General features: G+C 70.4%; 2 protein-coding genes. Both read right to left on the bottom strand.

Annotated features, from left to right (window positions below):
• A partial coding sequence (locus AS181_RS23515) for an AMP-binding protein (RefSeq protein WP_139114269.1) occupies window positions 1–602 on the bottom strand: 602 nt, incomplete at its 3' end.
• 93 nt (window positions 603–695) lie between these two features.
• Window positions 696–25,378 (bottom strand): non-ribosomal peptide synthase/polyketide synthase (locus tag AS181_RS23510; RefSeq protein WP_139114268.1); only part of this gene is annotated, 24,683 nt, incomplete at its 5' end.

Below are 25,378 nucleotides of genomic sequence, written 5' to 3'. Positions count from 1 at the left end.
AACTCCCACACCGACACATCGAACGTCACCGGCGTCTTCTGCACGAAGACATCCGAGTCCTTGATCGAATACCAGTCCCGCATCCACTCCAGACGGTTCACGATCGCCGCATGCGACACCGTCACACCCTTCGGACGACCCGTCGACCCCGAGGTGAACAACGTGTACGCCGCATCGGCGGGCTGCAGGGGCGCGAGCCGTTCGTCGTCGGTGACCGGCGCGGTGGCGAGGTCGACCTCGGTGGTCGTGTCGACCACGACCGCGGTGACGTCCGCCGGCAGTTCGACGGCGGAATCGGCGGCGACGAGGGCCAGCCGGGCGTCCGCGGTGTCGAGCATGTACCGGGTGCGGTCAGACGGCGCGTCGATGTCGAGCGGAACGTAGTGACCGCCCGCCGCGACGACGCCGTGGATGGCGACGAGAAGCTCGACCGACCGCGGGATGGCGACCGCGACGGCGACGTCGGGTCCGACACCGATGGAGATCAGATGACGGGCCAGTGAGTCGACCCGTGCACCGAACTCGGCGTAGCTGACGCGACGCGAACCGAACACGATGGCCGGTACGTCGGACCTCGTCGCCACATGCACCACATCGGTCACCGTTGGGCCTCCATCTCGCCTCGTCGCCTGCCGTCTCGTCCTGCGTTCCCCATTCCCCCCGTGTGTTCGCTGCGCCCCGGGTGTTCTCTCCGCTCAGTCATCCCCACCGGGACCACTGTCGGAACCATCGTCACCGTAGCGACTCTCGTCCCCACCGCGACCGTTGTACCCGACCTCGCGGCCGGCCACACCGTTCTCGCCGACTCCCGGCTCCCCCGCACCGGACTGCCGGGATCCGACGATGCCCGGCAGGGTGGCGCCGGTCGGCCGCGTCGCGGCACCCGCCGACCACGCCAGCACGCGATCACGTTCCGCGGGCGTCACGAGCGGACACTCCCCGACCGCGGCATCCGGTCGGGCGGTGAGCCCGTCGAGGAGCGTAACCAGGCGCTGCGCGAGCAGTTCGACGGTCCCCTCGTCGAACAGGTCCGTGGCGTACACCATCGACGCCGACCAGGACCGGTCCGGACGGGCGACCACCGCGACCGTCAGGTCGAGCTGGGCGGACGTGACCGGCGACTCGAGTGGCGCGACCCGCAGCCCCTCCGCCTCGAGCACCGGTGAACCGCTGCCGGCGTTGGTCAGCGTGAGCATGACCTGTGCCAGCGGCGAGAACGCCCTCGACCGGGTCGGGTTCAGACGTTCGACCAGTGTCTCGAACGGCACGTCGGCGTTGGTGAAGGCGTCGAGGTCGACGACCCGGGTGTCCTCGAGCAGTTCGGCGAAGCTCATCGACGGGTCGACCTCGGCCCGCAGGACCAGGGTGTTGACGAACATGCCGATCAGTTGGTCGATCTCGGCGCGTCCGCGACCCGCGATGGGCGTGGCCACCGCGATGTCGTCGGTCGCGGTGACCCGGGCGAGCAGCACCGACAGGCCCGCGTGCACCACCATGAACGGCGTCATCCCGCGGTCGCGCGCCAGCGCTGAGATCCGCGTCGCGACGTCGTGTGGGATCTCGAAGTCCACCCGCGCACCCCGCATCGACGCCACGGTCGGGCGCGGGCGGTCGGCGGGCAGTTCCAGCACATCGGGAACCCCGGCGAGCTGACGCAGCCAGTACGACAGTTGCCGGCCGACCACCGACGTCGGGTCGTCGACCGCCCCGAGCTCGCGTTGCTGCCACAGTGCGTAGTCGGCGAACTGGACCGGCAGCGGCGGCAGTTCCGGGACCCGGCCGGCGGCACGGTCGCGGTAGGCGGTCACGACGTCGGCCATCAAGGGCCGCATGGACTCACCGTCACCGACGATGTGATGCAGTACCGCGAGCAGGACCCACGAACCCTCGCCGCGTTGCCACAACCGGATCCGGACGGGCACCTCGGTGGTGACGTCGAAACCGACCGACAGCGCGTCGAGAAGCGCGGCCTCCGAGGCACATTCGACGAGCCGGGGCAGCGCGGCCGGACCGTCGGCGTCGTGGACGACCTGCGTCGGCCGGCCGTCGACGGCGGGGAAGGTGGTCCGCAGGATCTCTTGCCGGGCGACGACGTCGCCGATCGCCGCGCTCAGGGCCTCGACGTCGAGCTCGCCGCCGAGTTCGACACCGATCGGCAGGTTGTACGCCGCCGACGCCGGGTCGAGGCGGTTGATGAACCAGATCCGCTGCTGCGCGAACGACAGCGGGATCTCCGCCGGTCTGGGCTCGACCCGGATCACGGGAGCGCGCAACCCGCCGCGGTGTTCTCCGAGAGCGGCCAGGGCCCGCGGGGTGGGCGACTCGAACACGTCCCGGACGCCGATGTCGGCGTTCAACGCGTCGCCGACGCGTGCGGCCAGTCGGGTCGCCGACAGCGAGTTGCCGCCGAGGGCGAAGAAGTCACCCGTCACTGACACCGCGTCGACGCCCAGCAGGTCGGCGAAGACGGCCACGACGCGCGCCTCGGCCGCGGTCTCCGGGGCCACGAGGTCGTCCGCCGCGATCTCCGGGGCGGGCAGGGCCCGCTTGTCCAGCTTGCCCGTCGGGGTGAGCGGCAGGGCGTCGAGGACCGTGATCGTCGCCGGGATCATGTACGTGGGCAACTGATCCGCGAGATGGTCGCGCAGCTCGCCGACGTCGACGGCAGGCGCCTCCGACGCCGACACCACGTAGGCGGCCAACGACGACGCGACCGACCCGCCGACCCCGAGCACCACCGCGGTCTTCACCGCCGGATGCGAGGTCAGCGCGTTCTCGATCTCGCCGAGTTCGATGCGCAGGCCGCGCAGCTTCACCTGGTCGTCCGACCGTCCGAGGTACTCGAGCTCGAGCTCGCCAGACGCCGAGCGCACCCACCGGACACGGTCGCCCGTGCGGTACATGCGATCGCCGGGCACCCCGAACGGGGACGCCACGAACCGTTCGGCGGTCAGTTGCGGGCGCCCGAGGTAACCGCGTGCCAGCGAGACGCCGGTGGCGTACAGCTCGCCGGCCATCCCGACGGGTACCGGCGCCAGGCGCTGGTCGAGGACCAGCAGACCGGTACCCGGCACGGGCGCGCCGATGGTCACCGGTCCATCCGGATCGAGCGGACCGCTGATGGTGACCGCCACCGACGTCTCCGTCGGCCCGTACGCGTTGTGGAACGCGACGCGGCCCGCCCAGGTGCGGACGAGAGCGGTGGAGACCGCCTCGCCACCCGAGGCCAGCATCCGCAGTGCGGGCAGGTCGTCGGGTTCGACGGTCGCCAGCACACTCGGTGTGAGGAACACGTGCGTCAGTTCGTGCTCGCGGAGGAAGGCGGTCAGCGCCTCGCCACCGACGATGTCGTCCGGCCGGTACACCAGCGTCGAACCCGAGGTCGAGGCCAGCAGCCACTCCAGCACCGAGGCATCGAAACTCGGTGAGGCGTAACCGAGTACCCGCGAACCCGGATCGATGCCGAACCGGTGCGCCTCGGCGACGGCGAAGGCGTGCGCACCGCGCTGGGTGACCGCCACGCCCTTGGGCACACCGGTCGACCCGGAGGTGTAGATGACATAGGCGAGTGCATCCAGACGCGGGGTACCCACCAGCTCGCCCGGCGCGAGGGCGGTACCCTCGATGCCACGCATGGCGTCGGCGACGGCGGACACGTCGATCCATTCGACGTCACCGCGGGCACCCGCTTCCGGCCCCGGGCCGCCCTGTTCCGGACTTCCCGATGCCGACGCGATCACCAGACGCACACCGGAATCGGTGACCATGTGCGCGATGCGGTCGGCGGGCAGCGTCGGGTCGATGGACAGGTACGCCGCGCCCAGCTTCGCCAGGGCCCATTGCCCCGCCAGCCGGTCGACGGTGCGACCGAGCGCCAGCCCCACGACCGAGTCCACGCCGATCCCGCGGCCGATCATCCACCGCGCGAGCCGGTTCGAGCGCTCGTCGAGCTCGGCGTAGGTGAGCGACGCGCCGTCGCCGTCGGTGACCGCGACGATCCCCGCGTGCGCGGCCGCGAAGTCGGCGAACACCTCGCCCAGCAGACGCGGTTCCGGCGCCGCCGGACCGTTCACCGGCGTGAGCTCGGCAGCTGCCGCGGCGTCGAGGAGCGCGATCGACGAGGTCGGCGAATCCGCATCGTCGACGGTCGTCCGCAGGATCTCGCGCAGCGCCGCGCCGAACACCCCCACCTGGTCGTCGGCGAAGGCCGACGGGAGGTACTTGAGCTTCAGCAGCAGGCGGTCACCGGACGGTGACGACGCGAGGTTGAGCGGATAGTGCGTCGAGTCGCCGGCGTCCACGCCGACGATCTGCAGACCGCCGGCCAGCGACGTGTCCGCCGTGGACAGCGAGTCGGAGTCCACCGGGAACGACTCGAACACGGTCAGCGTGTCGAAGAGCGCACCGATCCCCGCAAGCGCGGTGAGGTCGGCGAGACCGACGTGCTGGTGGTCGAGGACTGCGACCTTGTCGGCCTGCATCGCGGCGAGCACGTCGCCGATCGGGGCAGCCGGGTCGACGTCGACGACGCTCGGGACCGTGTTGATGAACAGGCCGACCATGCCCTCGACACCGTCGAGGTCCGACGGGCGCCCCGACACGGTCTCGCCGAAGGCGACCACCTGGTTGCCGGTCATGCGCGACAGCAGCACCGCCCAGGCGAACTGCAGGATCGTGCTGACCGTGACACCGCGTTCGCGCGCCAGCCGGTTGATCGCCGCCGTCGTCTCGGCGTCGATCCACTCCTCGTGGTCACGCGGCAACGACGTGGTCGTGGCCTCCTCGGCGCCGGACACCAGCGTCGGCTCCGCCAGCGGCGCCAGCACATCCCGCCAGGCGGCGAGACCCGCGGCCGGGTCGGCGGCGGCGACCCGCCGGACGTGGTCGCCGAAGTCGGAGTCCGCGGAAATGGTTGCCGTGTACGGACCCACCCCGGCGTAGAGCGCGAGCAGGTCGGCGAGAACCAGCGGACCGGACCAGCCGTCGAGCAGGATGTGATGGTTGGTCACGATCAGGCTCAGCGTCGTGTCGGATCCGGAGCCGTGCTCGACGCTCACGAACCGCACCAGCGGCGGCGCCGCGAGATCGAACGGTTCGATCCGTTCGGTGTCGGCGATCTCGCGCACTCGTCGCGCTGCCTCGTCACCGTCGAGGTCGGGTTCCAGGGACACCTCGGACCACGGCAGGTCGACGCGCGGGGGTACGACGGCCACCAGGGCCCCGCCCGCCGTGCGCACATACCCGCTGCGCAGCACACGATGATGTGCGACGAGTTCCTCGGCCGCCGAACGCAATCGCGCCCGGTCGACCTCACCGCCGAGATGCAGCACCGCCTGCGTGACGTAGACGTCCACATTGTCGGAGCCCGTGGGAGCGACACCGTCGGCTCCCGCGGTGTTCTGCGCAGCCATCTGCGACTGGAAGTACAGACCGGCCTGCAGCGGCGTGAGCGGCCAGACGTCCGCACCCGGGAACCGCACCGCGAGCGCGTCGAGTTCGGTCTGGGTGACGGGCGTACCGGGCACGTCCGACGGCGACCGGCCCGGGTCACCGACGACCGCGACGTGCTCGGCGAGTGCGGTGAGCTCGGCGGCCCACAACTCGGCGAGCGCCGTGATGTCGTCGGTCCCGAACAGAGCCGACGGGAACGTGAAGTTTGCCGTGAGGCGCCGGGTCTCGCCGTCGCTTCGCGTTCCGACGTTGACGCTCAACGGGTTCAGCGCGACCATCGCACCAGACACCGACGGCGGCATCCCCGGCGCGCCGGGCGCACCGGTGAACGGGATGACGTCGGGCGCGGGTTCCGCCGCGGGGCGTCCCGCGCGTCCGGCACCGAAGAAGTTGAAACCGATGCTCGGCAGCGGACGCTGCGACAGCTCGGTGTCGGCGCCGTAACGCAGCGCACCGAAGCCGAGACCGCCGTCGGGTTGCCCGAGACGTTCCTCCTTGGCCGACTTCACCGCATGGGTGACGTCGGTGGACGGATCGACAGCGACCGGGGCGATGGTGGTGAACCAGCCGACCGTGCGGGACAGGTCGACTGCTCGTTCACCGTCGGCGGTGACGATCTCGTCCTTGCGCCCGTGGCCCTCCACCAGGACCGTGACGGGTGCGACGTCGGCGATACCGCGCGCGGCCTGCCACGCCCGCACCGCACGTGCGAACGTACCGAGCAGGACGTCGTTGGCGTTGCCGCGGAACGCTTCCGGCACCGAGGTCAGCGCCGCCTCGGTCACCTGCGCGTCGAATGCGTGGACCACCGACACCTCGGTGCCGAACCGGTCCCGCGACGCGTCGAAGTCGATCCCGAGATCGGTGGGCCGGGCCGGGAGCCGGTCGAGCCAGTACGGCAGCTCGGCGGAGCGCCGGTCGGCCTGTGCGCCCACCGCGTGGGCCCACGCCCGCTCGGACGTCGCCTCGGCACGCAGCGCGATCGGCTGCTCCGATGCCCGCTGCGCCCATCCGGTGACCAGATCCTCGACGAGGATCGGCCAGGACACCGCGTCGACACCGAGATGGTGGATCGCCAGGACCACCCGGCCGACGCCGTCGACGTCGGTGACGATGCCCGCCGCGACGAGCACACCGGCCGACGGATCGAGGCGAGCCAGTGCCTCGGCATGTGCGGCACGAAGATCCGCGTCGTGGCCGGGACTGCCCACCGGTGCGACCGAGGAGCGTGCGAACACATAGGGCGCCGCGCTCGGACCACCGGCGTTCTCATCCGATCCAGCGACCAATCGCCAGCGGTCATCGCTCCGGGTGAGACGCGCGGACAGCATCGGGTGCACCGCGATGAGCTCGGACAGCAACTCCGACAACGCGTCCACGGTGAGACCCGCCGGCGCGTGGAGCACCCGGTACTGCGAGAAGTCCGCGAAATCAGATGCGTCCGTGGAGTGTTCGATCATCCATGACGTCACCGGCAGCAGCGGCAGGTCGCCGTGCCCGCCGCCCGCGGGTTCGTCGAGAGCGGGCAGACGGTGCGCCTCCCCGGCGACCACGCGGGCCATCGCCCGAATGGTCCGTTGCTCGAAGATGTCTCGCGGTGTCAGGGTGAACCCGGCGGCGCGAACCGCCGAGGCGAGCTGGATCGACATGATCGAGTCACCGCCGAGCGCGAAGAACGACTGGGTGACCGAGACCCGGTCCAGTCCGAGCAGACCCGCCACGATGGTCGCCAGGGTCTCCTCCGTCGCGTTGGCGGGCGCGACGTGATCGGCGTCGAGCCCCGCGAAGTCGGGGGCGGGCAGGGCGCGGCGGTCGAGCTTGCCCGCGCTGTTCAGCACCACCTCGTCGATCGGCATCCACAGCGTAGGACGCATGTACTCCGGGAGTGCCCGGGTCACCGCGTCCCGCAGGACCTCGAGGTCCACGGTCGACGGCGCGACATAGGCGACCAGATGCTGTCCGCCGCCCGGCGCGTCGGCCACCGTCACCGCGGCGTGTACGACCCCGGGCGCGGCCGCCACGACGGACTCGATCTCACCGAGCTCGATGCGCTGGCCGCGCAGCTTCACCTGGAAGTCGGTGCGGCCGAGGTATTCGATCTCCCCGTCGGTGTTCCACCGCACGAGGTCGCCGGTGCGGTAGAGCCGCGAGCCGGGCCGGCCGAACGGGTCGGCCACGAAGCGTTCGGCGGACAGTCCCGGTTGCGCGGCGTACCCGCGGGCCACCTGGTCGCCACCGAGATACAGCTCGCCCGGAACTCCCGTCGGGACCGGGTTCAGACGCGCGTCGAGCACATGGGTGGTCGTGTTCCACACCGGCACGCCGATCGGCACGATCGACGGTGCCCGGGTCACGTCGGCGTAGGCCACCTCGACCGCCGCCTCGGTGGGACCGAACAGGTTCACGATCCGGACGTGGGGCAGCAGCTCGTGGGCACGGGCCACCACCGCGGGCGGCAGCGCCTCACCGGAGGCGAACAGCCAGCGGAGCGTACCCAGGCGCGAGATCGTCTCGGCCGGCACGACATCGAGGAACACCGACAGCATCGACGGGACGAAATGCACCGAGGTGGCACCGCTGGACGCGATCAGGTCGGCGATGTAGAGCGGATCGGCATGGCCGCCCGGTTCGGCGATCACCATCGTCGCACCGGTCAGCAACGGCGCGAACAGCTCCGGCACCGAGACGTCGAAGGTGTACGGCGTCTTCTGGATGATCCGGTCACCCACGGTCCAGGGATACTCGTCGAGTCCCCACCACAACCGGTTGGCCACCGCGGCGTGGGAGACGGTCACGCCCTTGGGTCGTCCGGTCGAGCCGGAGGTGAAGAGCGTGTACAGCGCATCGTCACCGCGGATCGGCCGGACACGTTCGGCGTCGGTGACCGGCGGTGTCGACGGATCGATGTCGCGGGTCGAATCGACGACGACACGCTGGATCCCGTCGTCGAGACCGGACAGGTCGGCCGCCACGGGCCGCGGTCCGACGAGGAGGACCCGCGCGCCCGCGGTCTCGACCATGTAGCGCACGCGGTCGCCCGGGGCCGCGGTGTCGATGGGCACGTACCGGCCACCCGCCGCGGTCACCGCGTGGACCGCCACGACCATCTCCACACCGCGATCGATGCAGATCGCCACCGCGACATCGGGTCCAACCCCCAGCCCGAGGAGTTCCCGGGCGAGATCGGCGACGCGAGCACCGAATTCACGGTAGGTCAGCTCACGGTCGGCGAAGGTCAGCGCGATCGAGTCGAGCGACCGCGCCCCGCGAAACCAGAGCGCATCGGCCACCGATTCCGCCGGGACGGCGATCTCGGCACCGCGCGATCGTCGCAGTATCTCTTCGACCTCGGCGGGCTCGAGGAGCACCGCCTCGGCCACCGGTGCCTCGGTCCGCGCCGTCAGCTGATCGAGAAGCGCGACGAACCTGCGGGCCAGTTGAGCGACGGTGTCCTCGTCGAACAGGTCCCGGGCGAACACGAACTCGAGCGGCCAGTCGCCGTCGCCCTCGGGGACGGTGACACCGACGGTCAGGTCGAGTTTCGCCGGCGGGTCCGCAGGCACCATCGGTTCGATGTCGAGGCCGGCGACGGACGCCGGGGCCGTATCGGCTCCCATCTCGGGGATCGCCGTCTGACCGAAGGTCAACATCACCTGCGCGAGTGGTGCGAACGCCTCCGACCGCACGGGGTTGAGTCGCTCGACGAGCATCTCGAAGGCGACATCGGCGTTGGCGAAGGCCTCGAGATCGGTCTCGCGCGCCTGCTCGAGGAGTTCGGCGAACGTCATCGACGGAGCGATCTGCGCGCGGAGGACGAGGGTGTTGACGAACATACCGACCAGCGGGTCGAGGACACGCTGGCCGCGGCCCGCCACCGGCGTCGCGATCGCCACGTCCTCCCCCGCCGACAGACGCGCCAGCAGTACCGCGAGCGCCGCATGCACCACGATGAACGGAGTCGCGTCGGCCTCACGGGCGAGATCGCGTACGCGGTCACCGATCTCGGCGGGTATCGCCGCACCGACCCGGCCGCCCCGCTGCGAGGCGACGAGCGGCCGCGGCCGATCGAACGGCAGCGTGAGCACCTCGGGCAGATCTGCGAGTTTGGTTGTCCAGTAGGACAACTGGGCGCCGATGACCGAGTCCTGGTCGGACCCGTCGCCGAGGACCTCGTGCTGCCAGAGCGCGAAGTCGGCGAACTGGACCTCGAGCGGTTCGAAGTCGGGTGCCCGCCCGGCGACCCGCGCGTCGTAGGCGTTCATCACGTCGGCCAGGAGCGGATTCATCGACTCGCCGTCGGCGGCGATGTGATGGACGACCACTGCGACCACGGATCGCCCCGGCTCGACCGGCCAGACCCGCGCACGGACCGGCCAGTCGGCGCTCACGTCGAAGCCCGCGACGATCGCGCTTTCCAGTTCGTGCTGATCCGCCACGATGTCCCAGTCGAGGCGTTCGGCGATCTGCTCGCGCGGGTGGATCAGCTGATACGCCGCCCCCTCGACGGACGGGAAGGTGGTGCGCAGGACCTCATGGCGCCCCACCACGTCGGCCATCGCCTGGTGCAGTGCGTCGGTGTCCAGAGGCCCGGTCACCTGCAACACCACCGGGATGTTGTAGGTCGGCAGCGACGGATCGAACTGGTTGATGAACCACATCCGCTGCTGTGCGAACGACAGCGGGACGAGTTCCGGCCGTTCGGCATTCGCGACGATCGGGGGCAGCGCCTCCGCGTGTCCGGACACCTCGCCCACCAGCGCACGCACCGTCGGGGCCTCGAACAGGTCGCGCACCGAGGTCTCGACGCCGAGCACCTCGCCCACCCGGGCGGCGACGCGCGTCGCCGACAGCGAGTTGCCACCGAGGTCGAAGAAGGACTCGGTCACGCTGACCTGGTCGATGCCCAGGACCTCGGCGAACACCGCGGCGACCGCGACTTCTTGGTCGGTCTCCGGTGCCACGATCTCACCGACCTCGATCACCGGTGCGGGGAGCGCCGCCTTGTCGAGCTTGCCGACCGGGGTGAGCGGGAGCTCGTCGAGCACCGCCACCGATGCCGGCACCATGTGCGCCGGAAGTCGTTCGCCGACAAATGCTCTCAGCTCTGCCGGATCGACCTCGGCCCCGGTGGTGACCACGTAGGCGGCCAGTGCGGTGGCGACCGAACCGCCGACACCGACGACCACGGCCGAGCGGACCGCCGGATGCTCGGCGAGAACTGCCTCGATCTCACCGAGTTCGATGCGCAGACCGCGCAGCTTCACCTGGTCGTCGCTGCGCCCGGAGTACTCGATGACCGGGGCGCCGGCGGAATCCTGCTTCCAGCGCACGATGTCGCCGGTGCGATACATCCGGTCACCCGGGTGACCGTGCGGGTTCGCCACGAACCGATCGGCGGTCAGGCCCGGACGGTCGAGGTATCCGCGCGACAGCGCGCCGCCGTTGACATACAGCTCACCTGCGACCCCGATGGGGACCGGACGCAACTGCGCGTCGAGCACCATCAGGCCCACGCCGGCGAGCGGGCCGCCGAGCGAAACCGGCTCGCCCACCGCCATCGGCGCACTGATGGTCACGCCGATCGTGGTCTCGGTGGGGCCGTAGAGGTTCTGGATCCGCCGGAACGGCGCCCAGCTGTCCTTGAGCGCCTGCGGCACGGCCTCGCCACCGGCGTAGACGACCCGGAGGGCCGGGACGGCCTGCGGTTCGATGGTCGCGAGCACGGTCGGCGTCAGGAACGTGTGGGTGATCGCCTGCCGCATCATGAGGTCCTGCAGCGGCGGGCCGCCGACGGCGTCGGCGGGGCGGTAGATCAGCACGCCGCCGGACACGATCGCGAGCAGGTACTCGAGCACCGACGCGTCGAAGCTGGGCGAGGCGAAGCCGAGCACCCGCGAGTACTCGTCGGCACCCGACCGGCGAATCTCCTCCGCGGCGAAGTTCGCGAGGCCGGAGTGGGTCACGGCGACACCCTTCGGTCGCCCGGTGGAGCCCGAGGTGTAGATCACGTAGGCGACGTTGTCCACCCGCACCGGCCCACGACGATCCGCTGCGGTGATCGGCGCGTCGGACAGTGTCTCGATCTCGGCGGACAGCGTGGCGTCGTCGAGACGGAGCCACGAGAAGCGTTCCCCGGGAAGGGTTCCCGACGCCTGGACGGCCAGGCCCAGGATCGCACCCGAGTCCTCGACCATGTTCGCCACCCGTTCGGCGGGATAGTCCGGGTCGATCGGCACATACCCACCACCGGTCTTGGCGACCGCCCAGATCGCGACGAGCAACTGCGCGGAGCGGCCGATCGCCAGAGCGACCAGCTTCTCCGGGCCGATGCCCTGACCGATCATCCAGCGCGCCAGGCGGTTCGACCGCGCGTCGAGATCGGCGTAGGACAGCCAGACGTTGTCGGCGTCGACGACGGCCTGACGCGGACCCCACTTCGCGGCGGCCCGGGCGAACAGATCGCCCAGGACGACCGGCTCGGTTCCCGGTCCCCCGGTGACGACCGCGTCGGAGTCGGCGATCGACACCGTTGTGCGCTCCGGCTCGGGTTGCGCTGCGGCGCGGGCGAGTTCGGCCAGCGACATCGTGTCGCCGAGGGTGATCTGCCGCAGCGGGGTCCGGGGATCGTCCACGGCCTCGGTCAGCAGTCCGACGAGCTGCTCGCCCAGGCGGACCGCGGTCGACTCGTCAAACAGGTCCGTGGCGTAGGTGATGGTGCCCGCCCACTCCTCGCCGCGGCCGGGCTGGGTCATCCCGATGAGCAGGTCGACGCGCGCCGGGGTCTGACCGGTGTCCACCGCACTCACCTGGAGGCCGGCGACCTCTCCCACCGACAGGTCGGCGCCGGCGAGCTCCGGCAGGGTGGATTGGTCGAAGGTGAGCCAGACCTGGGTGAACGGAGCGAAGGCCGCCGACCGCTGGGCACCGGCGGCATCGACGACGATCTCGAAAGGCACATCGGCATTCGCGAACGCGCCGAGATCGGCCTCCCTGGTGGCCTCGAGCAGATCGGCGAAGCCGCGGTCGAGGTCGACGCTGGTGCGCAGCACGAGCGTGTTGACGAACATTCCGATCAGCGGATCGAGCACGCGTTGACCTCGACCCGCGACCGGGGTGCCGATCGCGATGTCGTCGGTCGCCGACAGGCGCGAGAGCAGCGCGGCCAACGCCGCGTGCACGACCATGAAGGGTGTGGCGCCGGTGTCCTGCGCGACGCGCGCGATCCGGTCACCGACCTCGGCCGGCACGGTGAAGGAGGCGCGTCCGCCGCGCTGGCTGGCACGAGCCGGGCGGGGCCGGTCGGTGGGCACGTCGATCACGTCCGGCAGACCGGCCAACCGCTCGACCCAGTAGGCGAGCTGGCGACCGACAACGGATTCCGGATCGTCGGGCGAGCCGAGCACGTCGTGCTGCCAGATCGCGAAGTCGGCGAACTGGACCTCGAGATCTGCGAAATCCGGGTCGGCATCGGCGGTTTCGGCCAGATAAGCGGTGACGACATCGCTCACCAGGGGCATCATCGACTCACCGTCGGAGGCGATGTGGTGGGTGACGACCGCGAACACGTGCTCATCCGGCGCCACCTCCCAGATCCGGGCGCGGATCGGCCAGTCGCGCGAGACGTCGAAGCCGGCCGACACCGCGGCCTCGATCTCCTCTTGCGAGGAGACCACATCCCAGTCCAGACGCGCGGCGACCGAGGTCGCGCGGTTGATCTTCTGATACGGCGTGCCGTCGGCGGACGGGAACGTGGTCCGCAGCGACTCGTGGCGCGATACCACGTCGATCAGGGCGGCGTGCAGAGCGTCTTCGTCGAGGGAACCGGACAGACGCAGCACCACCGGGATGTTGTAGGCCGGCGACGTGGTATCGGCTTGGTTGACGAACCACATCCGTTGCTGCGCAAAGGCCAGCGGGATGCGTTCCGGACGCGGACTGACCGCGACGATGGGCGCCCGGGCTGCGTCGAGATCGGCGCTGGCACGGGCCAGTTCCCGCACGCTCGGCGCGTCGAACAGGTCGCGGACCGAGATCTCGCTGCCGGTGACCTCACCGACGCGCGCGGCCAACCGCATCGCCGACAGCGAGTTGCCACCGAGGTCGAAGAAGGAGTCGGTGACGCTCACGCGGTCGAGGCCGAGGACGTCGGCGAACACGGCCGCCACCGCGGCCTCCGACTCATCGGCGGGCTCGACGTACTCACCGGCGGAGAACACCGGCTCAGGCAGTGCACGACGGTCGATCTTGCCTGCGGTGTTCAGCGCGATGTCCTCGACGGGCATCCACACGCTGGGCCGCATGTACTCCGGGAGCGACGCCGCGACAACGGACTTCACCGCGTCGATGTCGAGACGATCGCCCGGGACCCCCGCCACGTAACCGACGAGGTGTTCGCCGCCACCGGGCGCCGTGGCCACCGTCGCCGCAGCGTGCACGACGCCGGGCGCCGACGCGATGACCGCTTCGATCTCACCGAGTTCGATGCGCTGTCCGCGCAGCTTGACCTGGAAGTCGGTGCGGCCGAGATACTCCAGCACGCCATCGGGACGGCGGCGCACCAGGTCGCCGGTGCGGTACAGACGCGAGCCCGGCTCGCCGTACGGGTCGGCGACGAATCTCTCGGCAGTGAGGTCCGGGCGGGCGGCGTAACCGCGGGCGAGTTGGACCCCGCCGAGGTAGAGCTCGCCGGGCACGCCGGGAGGGACCCGGCGCAACCGCGAATCCAACACCACTGCAGACGAATTCCAGACCGGAACGCCGATGGGCACCGTCGGATCATCCGCGGCGACGGAGTGAATCCGCTCGAACGTGATCTCCACCGCGGCCTCGGTCGGGCCGTACAGGTTGAAGAACCAGGCATCCGGCCACAGTTCGCGCACCGGTGCCGCGACCGCAGGCGGCAACGCCTCACCCGTGGTCGAGACGATCCGGAGGGTGTCGAGCGCGGCGAGCTGTTCGCGGTCGACGACCTCGAGGAACACCGAGAGCATGGACGGCACGAAGTGCACCATCGTCGTGCCGGTGCGGGCGATCTCGTCGGCCACCTGCCGCGGATTGAGGTGACCACCGTCGGCGAGGACGACCACGCGCGCGCCGATCGCCAACGGCGCGAACAGTTCCGGCACCGAGCAGTCGAAGGTGTACGGCGTCTTCTGCATCACGACGTCGTCGGGGCCGATCGGCAGCGCGTCCAGGCCCCACCACAGGCGGTTGAGCACGGCCGCGTGTGAGAGGGTCACACCCTTCGGACGTCCGGTCGACCCGGAGGTGAAGAGGGTGTATGCCGCATCGTCCGGGCGCAGCGGCGCGAGTCGCTCGTCGTCGGACACCGGGGCGGCGGACGCCGCGTCGACGTCCAGCTGTGCCGAGGCGTCGACGGTCATGACACGGACCCCGGCCTCGTGCGCGGCGTTCACCGCGCCGGGTACCCCGTCCGCGTCGGCGACCAGCAGCACTCGCGCACCGGCGGTCTCGTACATGTAGCGAACGCGGTCCGCGGGTGCGGCCACGTCGACGGGTACGTACTGACCACCGGCGGCGACGACGGCATGGATGGCCACCATCATCTCGACCGATCGCGGAACACACAGCGCCACAGCGACATCGGGACCGACCCCGGCGGCGATCAGGGCACGGGCGAGCGTGTTGACCCGGGCCGAGAACTCCGCGTAGGACACCTCACGCTCACCGAAGACGAGCGCGGTCGCGTCGGGCGTGCGTCGGGCCTGCGCGGCCACGGCGTCACTGACCGTCTGCACGGCGGGCAACTCCACGGGATCGCCCCATTCGGCGGTCTCGATCTCGGCCACCGTCGCCGGCGCGACGAAGGGCGCGTCGCCCACTGCGGTTCCCGGAGCCGCGGTCAACGCGGCGAGCAAGCGGGTGAAGCGGTCGGCGAACTCGACGACGGTCGCTTCCTCGAAGAGGTCGGTCGCGTAGATGATCGACAGCCCCCAGTCCTGGCCGGCCGCCCCGGACGTCACCGTGATCCACAGGTCGGTCTGCGCGGTGACCGCGACCTCGCCGTACGGTGTGACCGTCAACCCGCCGGCGTCCCCGAGCGCCTCGGCGGCCGAGGCCGCCGGATCGAACGAGAAGGTCACCTGCGCCAATGGTGAAAACGCCTCGGAGCGAACCGGATTGAGACGATCGACCAGGGTCTCGAACGGGACGTCGGCATGCGCGAAGGCGTTGAGATCGGTGTCGCGGACCTGCGCGAGCAGACGGTCGAACGGCTGGGCACCGTCGACCGCGGTGCGCAGCACCAAGGTGTTGACGAACATGCCGACGAGCGGATCGAGCACCGCCTGTCCACGACCGGCGATCGGGGTGGCGATCGCGATGTCGTCGGTGGCCGACAACCGAGCCAACAACACTGCGAGCGCCGTGTGCACCACCATGAACGGCGTCACATCGGCCCCGCGTGCCACCTCTGCGACACGCGCACCGATCTCAGCCGGGATTCCCACGTCGTACCGGTCACCCCGGCCCGACGCGACCGCCGGACGCGGCCGATCCGCCGGCAGCTCGAGCACATCCGGCAGACCGGCCAACTGTGCAGTCCAGTAGGCCAATTGACGTCCGACAACCGATTCCGGGTCGTCCGCGGAGCCGAGCACGGAGTGTTGCCAGATCGCGAAATCGGCGAACTGCACCGTTAGCGGCACGAAACCGGGAGCCTCGCCGACGACGCGGGCGCCGTACGCGGCAACGAGATCGGAGACGAACGGCGCCATCGACTCCCCGTCGGCGCCGATGTGGTGCAACACGATGGCGAGCACATGCTCCCCGGCCGCGGCGCGCCAGAGGCGGACACGGATGGGCCACTGGGTCGTGACATCGAAGCCGGCGGTCACGGCTGCGACGAGCTCGTCCTGGGAACCGGCGATACCCCAGTCGAGCCCATCGGCGACCGATGCCTCGGGATGGATGAGCTGATAGGGCACGCCGGCCTGATCGGGGAAGGTCGTCCGCAGCACCTCGTGCCGTCGGACGACGTCGACCAGCGCGCTGTGCAGGACATCGGCGTCGAGATCACCCGACAGACGCAGCACGGCCGGGAGGTTGTGCGTTGCCGACCCCGGCTCGAAACGGTTCAGGAACCAGATGCGCTGCTGCGCGAACGACAGCGGAATCAGTTCCGGTCTCGGGGAGACGGCGACCACCGGGGCCACGCCGGCGCCACGACCTGACAGCCGGGCGACGAGTTCCCGTACGGTCGGCGACTCGAAGAGGTCACGCACCGACACCTCGACGCCCAGGGCGTCGCCGACCCTCGCGATGACACGAGTCGCCGACAGGGAGTTGCCGCCCATCTCGAAGAAGGACGCTGTGACACCGACTTCGTCGACGCCGAGGACCTCGGCCACGATGTCGGCGACGCGGCGCTCGGCTGCGTTCTTCGGCGCCACGAAATCGTCGAAGCGGATCTCCGGCGCGGGGAGCTCGCGACGGGCGACCTTACCCGCGGTGTTCAGCGGCATGGCGTCCAACGGCATCCAGACGCTGGGACGCATGTACTCCGGGAGAGCACCGGCGACGACGTCCTTGACTGCATCCAGATCGACGGATGCAGGTGCCACGTAACCGATCAGCTGGTCGTCGACGACCGTCGCCGCCGCGTGCACCACGCCGGGTACCGACATCAGCACGGATTCGATCTCGCCGAGCTCGATCCGCTGCCCGCGCAGCTTGACCTGGAAGTCGGTGCGCCCGAGGTACTCGAGTTCGCCGGAGGTGTTCCAGCGCACGAGGTCGCCGGTGCGGTAGAGCCGCGCACCGTTGTCGGCGAAGGGATCTGCGATGAACCGTTCTGCCGTCAGACCGGGCTGTCCCGCATATCCGCGAGCGACCTGCGCGCCGCCGAGGTACAGCTCACCCGCGATTCCGGCCGGTACCGGCCGCAAACGGGAGTCGAGGACCCAGGTCGTGGTGTTCCAGCCCGGACGACCCATGGTGACGGACTCGCCCGGCACGACGTGCGTCGTGGTGAGATCCACGGTGGTCTCGGTCGGACCGTACTGATTCAGCAGACGCACGTCCGGGGAGGTGCGGTGCAGATTCGCGGCCAGGGAGTCCGACAGTGCCTCGCCACCGGTGAACAGGTGCCGGAGGGACGTGCTGCCGGACTCGTCGTCGGCCAACTCCAGGTACACCGCGAGCATCGAGGGAACGAATTGCACCGCGGTCACACCATGCCGACCGATGAGGTCTCGCAGGTACCGGGGATCCGCGTGTCCGCCCGGCGCGGCGACGACCACTCGACCGCCCGTCATCAACGGCCAGAACATCTCCCACACCGAGGCATCGAACGTGTACGGGGCCTTGAGAAGGGTGATCTGCTCAGACGCGTCCGGCACCAACGAACCTCGCCAGGCCATGAAGTTCATGACCGCGGAGTGTGGGACGGTCACCCCCTTGGGCCGGCCGGTCGAGCCGGAGGTGAACAGCGTGTAGGCGGCGTCATCGGGTCGAATCGGTCGGACCCGATCGGAGTCGGAGATCTGCTGGGTCGAGGGATCCACTGCGGCCGAGCAGTCCACCTCGATCACGCGTACGCGGTCGGCCGTCCCGGCGAGACCGGTCGGGGACTCCCCCGCAGCGACGAGCACCACTCGGACACCTGCGGTGTCGACCATGTACGCCACCCGGTCCGCCGGTGCGCCGGTGTCGATGGGGACGTACTGACCGCCGGCGGCGACCACGGCGTGGGCGGCGACCACCATCTCGACCGAACGATCGATGCAGACACCCACTGCCACGTCGGGGCCCGCTCCGGCCGCGACCAGGTCCCGCGCCAGAGCCGAGACCCGGGCGCCGAACTCGGCGTAGGAGACGGTGCGGTCCTCGAACACGATCGCGACATCATCAGGCGTGGCCGCAGTCTGGGCCACGACGGCGTCGGCGAGCGACCGTTCGGCAACGGCGACCGACCGACCGACCGACCAGGTACGCACCGTGTCGAGCAGCGATGCGTCCGCGAAAGCGATGTCGGCGGACAGCGTGTCCGGATGCTGCGCCATCGCGGCCAGGATCTGCGCCAGCGCCTCGGTGAACACCCGGATCTGGGCGTCGTCGAAGGCAGAGGGCAGATAGGAGAGACCGAGAACTATCTCGTCCCCCCGGCGCGAGGTCACGAAGCTCAGGGGGTAGTGCGTTGCGTCGGTGGTCTCGACATCGAGCAAACTGACCCCTTGGCCGGTGTCCACCTCGGAGATCGATTCGACGTCGACCGGGTACGACTCATGCACCGCGAGCGTGTCGAACGCCACCGGTGACGTGACCGACGAGAGGATGTCGGACAACCCCAGGTGTTGGTGATCGAGGACCGTCACCTTCTTCGCCTGTACGTCGGCGAGGATGTCCAGAACCGAGGACTGCGGATCGACGTCGACGACCGCGGGCAGCGTGTTGATGAACAGGCCGACCATCGACTCGACTCCATCGAGATCCGACGGCCGCCCCGAGACGGTTTCGCCGAACGTGACCACCCGGTTGCCCGTCAGCCGCGACAGCAGGATCGCCCATGCCACCTGCAGCGCGGTCGCCGTGGTGATGCCGTGGTCGCGCGTGAGCGCGTCGACCGCCGAGGCGACGCGAGCATCGACCACCACGTCATGCCGCTGCGGGAGCGTGTCCGCGGTGGCCTCGACGCCCGGGGCGACCAGCGTCGGTTCGTCCACGTCGGCGAGGATGTGCGCCCAGGCAGCCACACCGGCTGCCTGATCGGTCCCGTTGATACGGCGCAGGTAGTCGGCGAAGTCCTGGGTGGTCCGGGCAACCTGTCCCGTATATGTCTGCCCGGTTGCGTACAGGGACAACAGATCAGCGAGAACCAGCGGGCCGGACCATCCGTCCAGGATGATGTGGTGGTTGGTGACGATGACCCGGGTGGTGTCCGGTCCACGGACCACCACGAAGCGGACGAGTGGCGGCGACGCGAGGTCGAACGGACGGATCCGTTGTGCATCGGCGAGTTCCGCGACGACCGTGTCGAGGTCTTCGGGTGCTGCGCCGGCGACCGGCGTACTGCGGTCCACGACGTCCCACGGGATTTCCACCGACGGTGGCACGACCGCGACGACGGTTCCACCCGCAGTGCGCACATATCCCGATCGCAGCACGCGGTGGTGGGTGAACAGTGCCTGCGCCGCGCGCTGGAGCGACGTCACATCCACATCACCGCCCAGCGTCAGGATCGCCTGCGTCACATAGACATCGACGGCGCCTTCGGAGATACCGCCCTGCGCGAGCTCGGCCTGGAAGTGCAGTCCCCGCTGCAACGGCGTCAGCGGCCAGATGTCCGCGCCCGGGTGGGACGCCGCCAGTGCGTCGAGTTCGTGTTGGGTGAGTTCGGTGCCCGGCACGTCAGACGGCGACAGTCCGATCGACGTGCCCGCCCGGACCAGGTCGACGACGGCCGACAGCTCGTGCGCCCACAGTCCGAACAGCGCGTCGATCTCGTCCTCGGTGAAGAGCGCATCCGGGAAGTTGGCCCCGGCCACCAGCTTTCGCCTGCCGTCCGCGTCGTGCGACGTGGTGACGGTGACACCGAGCGCGGCCAGCGACACCATCGCGCCGGACGCGGACGAGCCGAGGACCGGCGCGTCGGGCGCGTTGGTGAACGGCAGGGCGTCGGTCTGGGCGGCAGCGGCCCCGCTGCCTGCGCCGAAGTAGTTGAACGAGATGGTCGGCAGCGGTCGTGACGCGAGTTCGGCGTCGGCTCCGGGCCCGTACCGCAACCAGCCGAACCCGATGCCGTTGTCCGGCTGGGCCAGTCGTTCCTCCTTGGCCGCCTTGACCGCGTGCACGACGTCCTCGCCCGGGTCGAGGGACACCGGGACCAGCGTGGTGAACCAGCCCACCGACCGGGACAGGTCGGCGCGGCGCGGCGACGGCCCGGTGGCGAGTACCTCTTCGTATCGCCCGTGCCCCTCGGTGAGGACCGTGACCGGTGCGGTGTCGGCGACCTCGCGATGGGTCTGCCACGACCGGACGGCGCGTGCGAACGCCCCCAGGAGAACGTCGTTGACGTTGCCCCCGAATGCCTCGGGCACCGAGGTCAGCACCGCCGCCGTGACGTCGGCGTCGATCTCGACGGAGACGAGGCGTTCGGTGGACATACGGTCTCGGTCCCGGTCCAGCTCGACGCCCAGCGAGGTGGGCCGGGCAGGCAGCCGGTCGAGCCAGTGGCCGACCTGTCCCGACCACGAATCAGTCCGCGCCGCAAGAGCATTGGTCCAGGCCAGGGCACTCGTCTGTTCCGCTCGCAGATCGATGTCGCGACCACTGGACAGCTGGGCCCAGCCGGTGACCAGGTCCTCGATCAGGACCGGCCACGACACGGCGTCGACGCCGAGGTGGTGGATCACGACGAGCACGCGTCCGGCGCCGCCGGGGTCCCGGACGACCGCGGCACGCGCGAGACGGCCGGTCGCCGGATCCAGCGTGGCCGAGATGGTCCGGAACGCGGCGCGCAGATCGGCGTCGAACCCGGCGGTGCCGATCGGCGCGGTGCTCGTGACGCCGATGACGGCCTCGGTCGCGTCGAAGCCGTGGCCCGCGACCGACTGCCAGCCGTCTTCGGTCTCGATCAGCGTCGCGGTGAGCATCGGATGCGCAGCGACGACCGCGGCGAGCAGATCGCTCATCTGCGCGACGTCGAGGTCCTCCGGCGCCAGCAGCACGGCAGCCTGGACGAAGTCGGCGAAGTCGGCCGGCTCCTGGGAATGCTCGATCATCCAGTGGACGACCGGCGACACCGTGACCTGGCCGACGCCGGCCGGTTCGCTCTCCTCGAGCATCTCCAGGCGTGCGGCACCGTTGTCGGCCGTCGCGGCCATCGCCCGGATCGTGCGGAGTTCGAAGATCTCGCGCGGGGACAGGTCGAGACCGGCGGCACGCGCCGCCGAGGCCAGCTGAATCGACATGATCGAGTCGCCACCCAGAGCGAAGAACGACTCGGTGACCGAGACGCGGTCGACACCGATCAGGTGCGCGACGATCGCGGCCAGCGTTTCCTCGGTCGAGCTCGCCGGCGCCACATAGTCCTCGGTGTGCACGCCGAAGTCGGGTTCGGGCAACGCCTTCCGGTCGATCTTGCCCGCGGTGTTCAGCTCCAGGAACGGAACCGTCACCCAGACCGTCGGTCGCATGTACTCCGGCAGCTCCGCCGCCACGGCCGCCTTGACCGAGTCGAGGTCGACGTCCTCCGGTGCCACGTAACCGACCAGATGGTCGGCGCCGGTCGGGGCCTTGGCGACCGTCACGGCGGTGTGCACGACGCCGTCGACGGCAGCGATCACCGACTCGATCTCGCCGAGTTCGATGCGCTGGCCACGCAACTTCACCTGGAAGTCGGTGCGGCCCAAGTATTCCAGCGAGCCGTCGGCCTGCCACCGCACCAGGTCGCCGGTGCGGTACAACCGGGAGCCCGGCGCGCCGAAGGGGTCGGCGACGAAACGCTCGGCGGACAGGTCGGGGCGCGCCGCGTAACCGCGCGCCAGCTGTACGCCACCGAGGTAGAGCTCACCCGGGACACCGGCAGGCACCGGCCGCAGCCGGGCGTCGAGGACCCAGGTGGACGTGTTCGCCACCGGCACGCCGATCGGGATCAGCGTGGGGGCCGAGGTCACGTCCGCGACGGCGACCTCGACCGCCGCCTCGGTCGGACCGAAGAGGTTGACGATCTGCACCTGCGGCAGCAGGGCGTGCAGCCGGGCGACGACGGCCGGGGGCAGCGCCTCGCCGGACGCGAACACCCAACGGAGCGACGAGAACTCGGCGAACCGCGCGTCCGGGACGAGGTCGAGGAAGATCGACATCATCGAGGGCACGAAGTGAACGGAGGTGGCCCGGGTGTCGACGATCAGGTCCGCCAGATACTCCGGGTCGGTGTGTCCGCCGGGCCGCGCCACGACCATCGTCGCGCCGGTCAGCAACGGGCCGAACAGTTCCGGGACCGAGACGTCGAACGTGTACGGCGTTTTCTGCACGACACGGTCACCGATGGCCCAGGGGAACTCCCCGAGCCCCCACCAGAGGCGGTTCATCACGGCGGCATGCGACACCGTCACGCCCTTGGGGCGGCCGGTCGAGCCGGAGGTGAAGAGCGTGTATGCGGCGTGATCGCCGCGCAACGGCGCCAGACGCTCGGCATCGGAGACCGGCGCGGCATCCGTCGGCGGCGTCGAGGTGTCCACCTCGACGACCTGCACGCGGTCGCCGAGGCCGTCGATCGCGGGCGGCCGGGTTCCTGCGGCCACCAGCACAATCCGCGCCTGCGCGGTGTCGACCATGTACTCGACGCGGTCGGTGGGCGCTCCGGGATCGATGGGAACGTACTGGCCACCGGCGGCGAGGACGGCGTGCACGGCGACGACCATCTCCACCGACCGGTCGATGCAGACACCGACGGCGACGTCCGGACCCACTCCGGATCCGATCAGTACACGCGCGAGATCGGCGACGCGTGAACCGAATTCACGGTAGGTGACCTCACGGTCGGCGAACCGCACCGCGATCTGTGCCGCGTGTGCGGCGACACCGTCGGCCACCGCCTCGGCGATCACCGACCGGCCGAAGGTCGCCGACGGCCCCACGGACCACTCGGCGACGCGCGCGCGGTCGGCGGCGGAGACCAGTGCCAGATCGCCCACCGCACGGGATCGGCGCCCGGCGACGGCGAGATCGCTCAGCACCGACACCAGCCGGGTCGCGAGTTCGGTCACCGTCTCGGGGTCGAACAGGTCCTGCGCGTAGATCATCGTGCCCGACCAGGCGCGGCCGGGGACGTCGGCCGCAACGGCAACGGCCAGGTCGAGTTGCGCCGAGACCTGTGGCGGATCGACGGGCGTGATGGACAGCCCGGCGAGTTCCGGCAGTTCGGCGGAACCGCTGCCGTCGACCGGCAGTGCGGCCCCGGACAGCAGCGACTGGTCCATGGTCAACATGACCTGGGCGAGCGGGGCGAACGCCTCGGACCGGATGGGATCGAGGTGTTCGACGAGGGTCTCGAACGGGAGGTCGGCGTTGGTGAACGCGTCGAGATCGGTGGTGCGGACCTGGGCCAGCAACTCGTCGACCGTCATGCCGGGGACCACGCGTGAGCGCAGCACGAGCGTGTTGACGAACATGCCGACGAGCGGATCGAGCACCCGCGACCCGCGACCGGCGACCGGCGTCGCGATCGCGATGTCGTCGGTGGCCGAGAGGCGCGCGAGGAGCACCGCGAGGGCGGCGTGCACGACCATGAACGGGGTGACCCCGTGCGCGCGGGCGGCGTCCGCCACCGCGTCGGCGACCTCGGCCGGGATCTCGAAGCCGATCCGAGCGCCCCGGGCGGTGGCGATCGCCGGGCGCGGGCGGTCGGCCGGAAGCTCCAGCACGTCGGGAAGGCCGGCCAGGCGACCGGTCCAGTGGGCCAGCTGCCGGCCGAGGACGGACTCCGGATCGGCGGACGAACCGAGCTCCTCGTGCTGCCAGATCGCGAAGTCGGCGAACTGCACCTCGAGCGGGACGAACGTCGGGGTCTCCCCGGCGCTGCGCGCGACGTAGGCCGTCACCATGTCGGCGACGAGCGGCTGCAGCGACTCGCCGTCCGAGGCGATGTGATGGGTCACGAGTCCCAGAACGTGGTCGTCGGCGTCGACCTGCCACAGGCACGCGCGGACCGGCCACTGGGCGGCGACGTCGAAGCCGCGGGACACCTCGGCCTCGAAGTCGCCCTGGGTGCGCACGAGCGAGAAGTCGAGATGCGCCGGCACCTCGTCGGCATCGGCGATCACCTGGTGTGGGCCCTCGGCATCCTGCGGGAACGTCGTCCGCAGCACCTCGTGCCGGACCACCACGTCGGCGATCGCCGCGCGCAGGGCCTCGACGTCGAGTCGGCCCGACATCCGGACGACCGCCGGGATGTTGTAGGTGGGCAGACTCGGATCGAACTGGTTGATGAACCACATGCGCTGCTGTGCGAACGACAGCGGGATGCGTTCGGGGCGAGGCGACACCGCGACGATCGGGGCGCGTCCGTCGGCATGCTGCGAACCGGCCGCGATAAGGTCACGGACGTTCGGCGCATCGAAGAGGTCCCGGACCGTGATCTCGGTGCCGAGCACGTCGCCGACGCGCGCGGCCAGGCGCATCGCCGACAGCGAGTTGCCGCCGAGGTCGAAGAAGCTGTCGGTCACGCCCACCCGGTCGACACCGAGGACATCGGCGAAGACAGCGGCCACCGACTCCTCGACGGGGGTGGTGGGAGCGACGGTCTCGCTGCTGCCGAAGTGCGGCTGCGGCAGGGATTTCCGGTCGATCTTGCCCGAGCTGTTGAGGGCGATGTCGGGCAGCGGCATCCACACCGTGGGACGCATGTACTCCGGCAGTTCCCGGACCACAGCCGCCTTGACCGCGTCCGTAGACACGGTGTCGGGAGCGAAGTATGCCACCAGATGCTGTCCCGAGCGAGGCGACTCGGCCACCGTCGCGGCGGCGTGGACCACTCCCGGTACGGACGCCAGAACCGTCTCGACCTCGCCGAGCTCGAGTCGCTGGCCGCGGAGCTTCACCTGGAAGTCCGTGCGGCCCAGGTATTCCAACTGGCCACGCGCATTCCAGCGGACGAGGTCACCGGTCCGGTACATCCGGCCGCCCGGCGCGGCGTACGGATCGGCGACGAAGCGATCCGCAGTGAGATCGGGGCGCGACGCGTATCCCCGCGCCAGCTGGACACCCGACAGGTACAGCTCACCGGGTACGCCGACCGGCACCCGGTGCAGGCGCGAATCCAGAACTCGTACAGCAGTATTGGGCACGGGGACGCCGATCGGCACCGACGCCTCCCCCGCCCGCACCTGATGAGCGGTCACGTCCACCGCCGCCTCGGTCGGACCGTACAGATTGTGGACCTCGTTGCCCGGCAACGCCGCCACCA

It is taken from the genome of Gordonia sp. SGD-V-85, from assembly GCF_001456905.1.
GTDB classification, from domain to species: domain Bacteria; phylum Actinomycetota; class Actinomycetes; order Mycobacteriales; family Mycobacteriaceae; genus Gordonia; species Gordonia hongkongensis.
The sequence above is the reverse complement of the archived record's forward strand: the minus strand, read 5'-3'. Positions and strand labels throughout refer to the sequence as shown.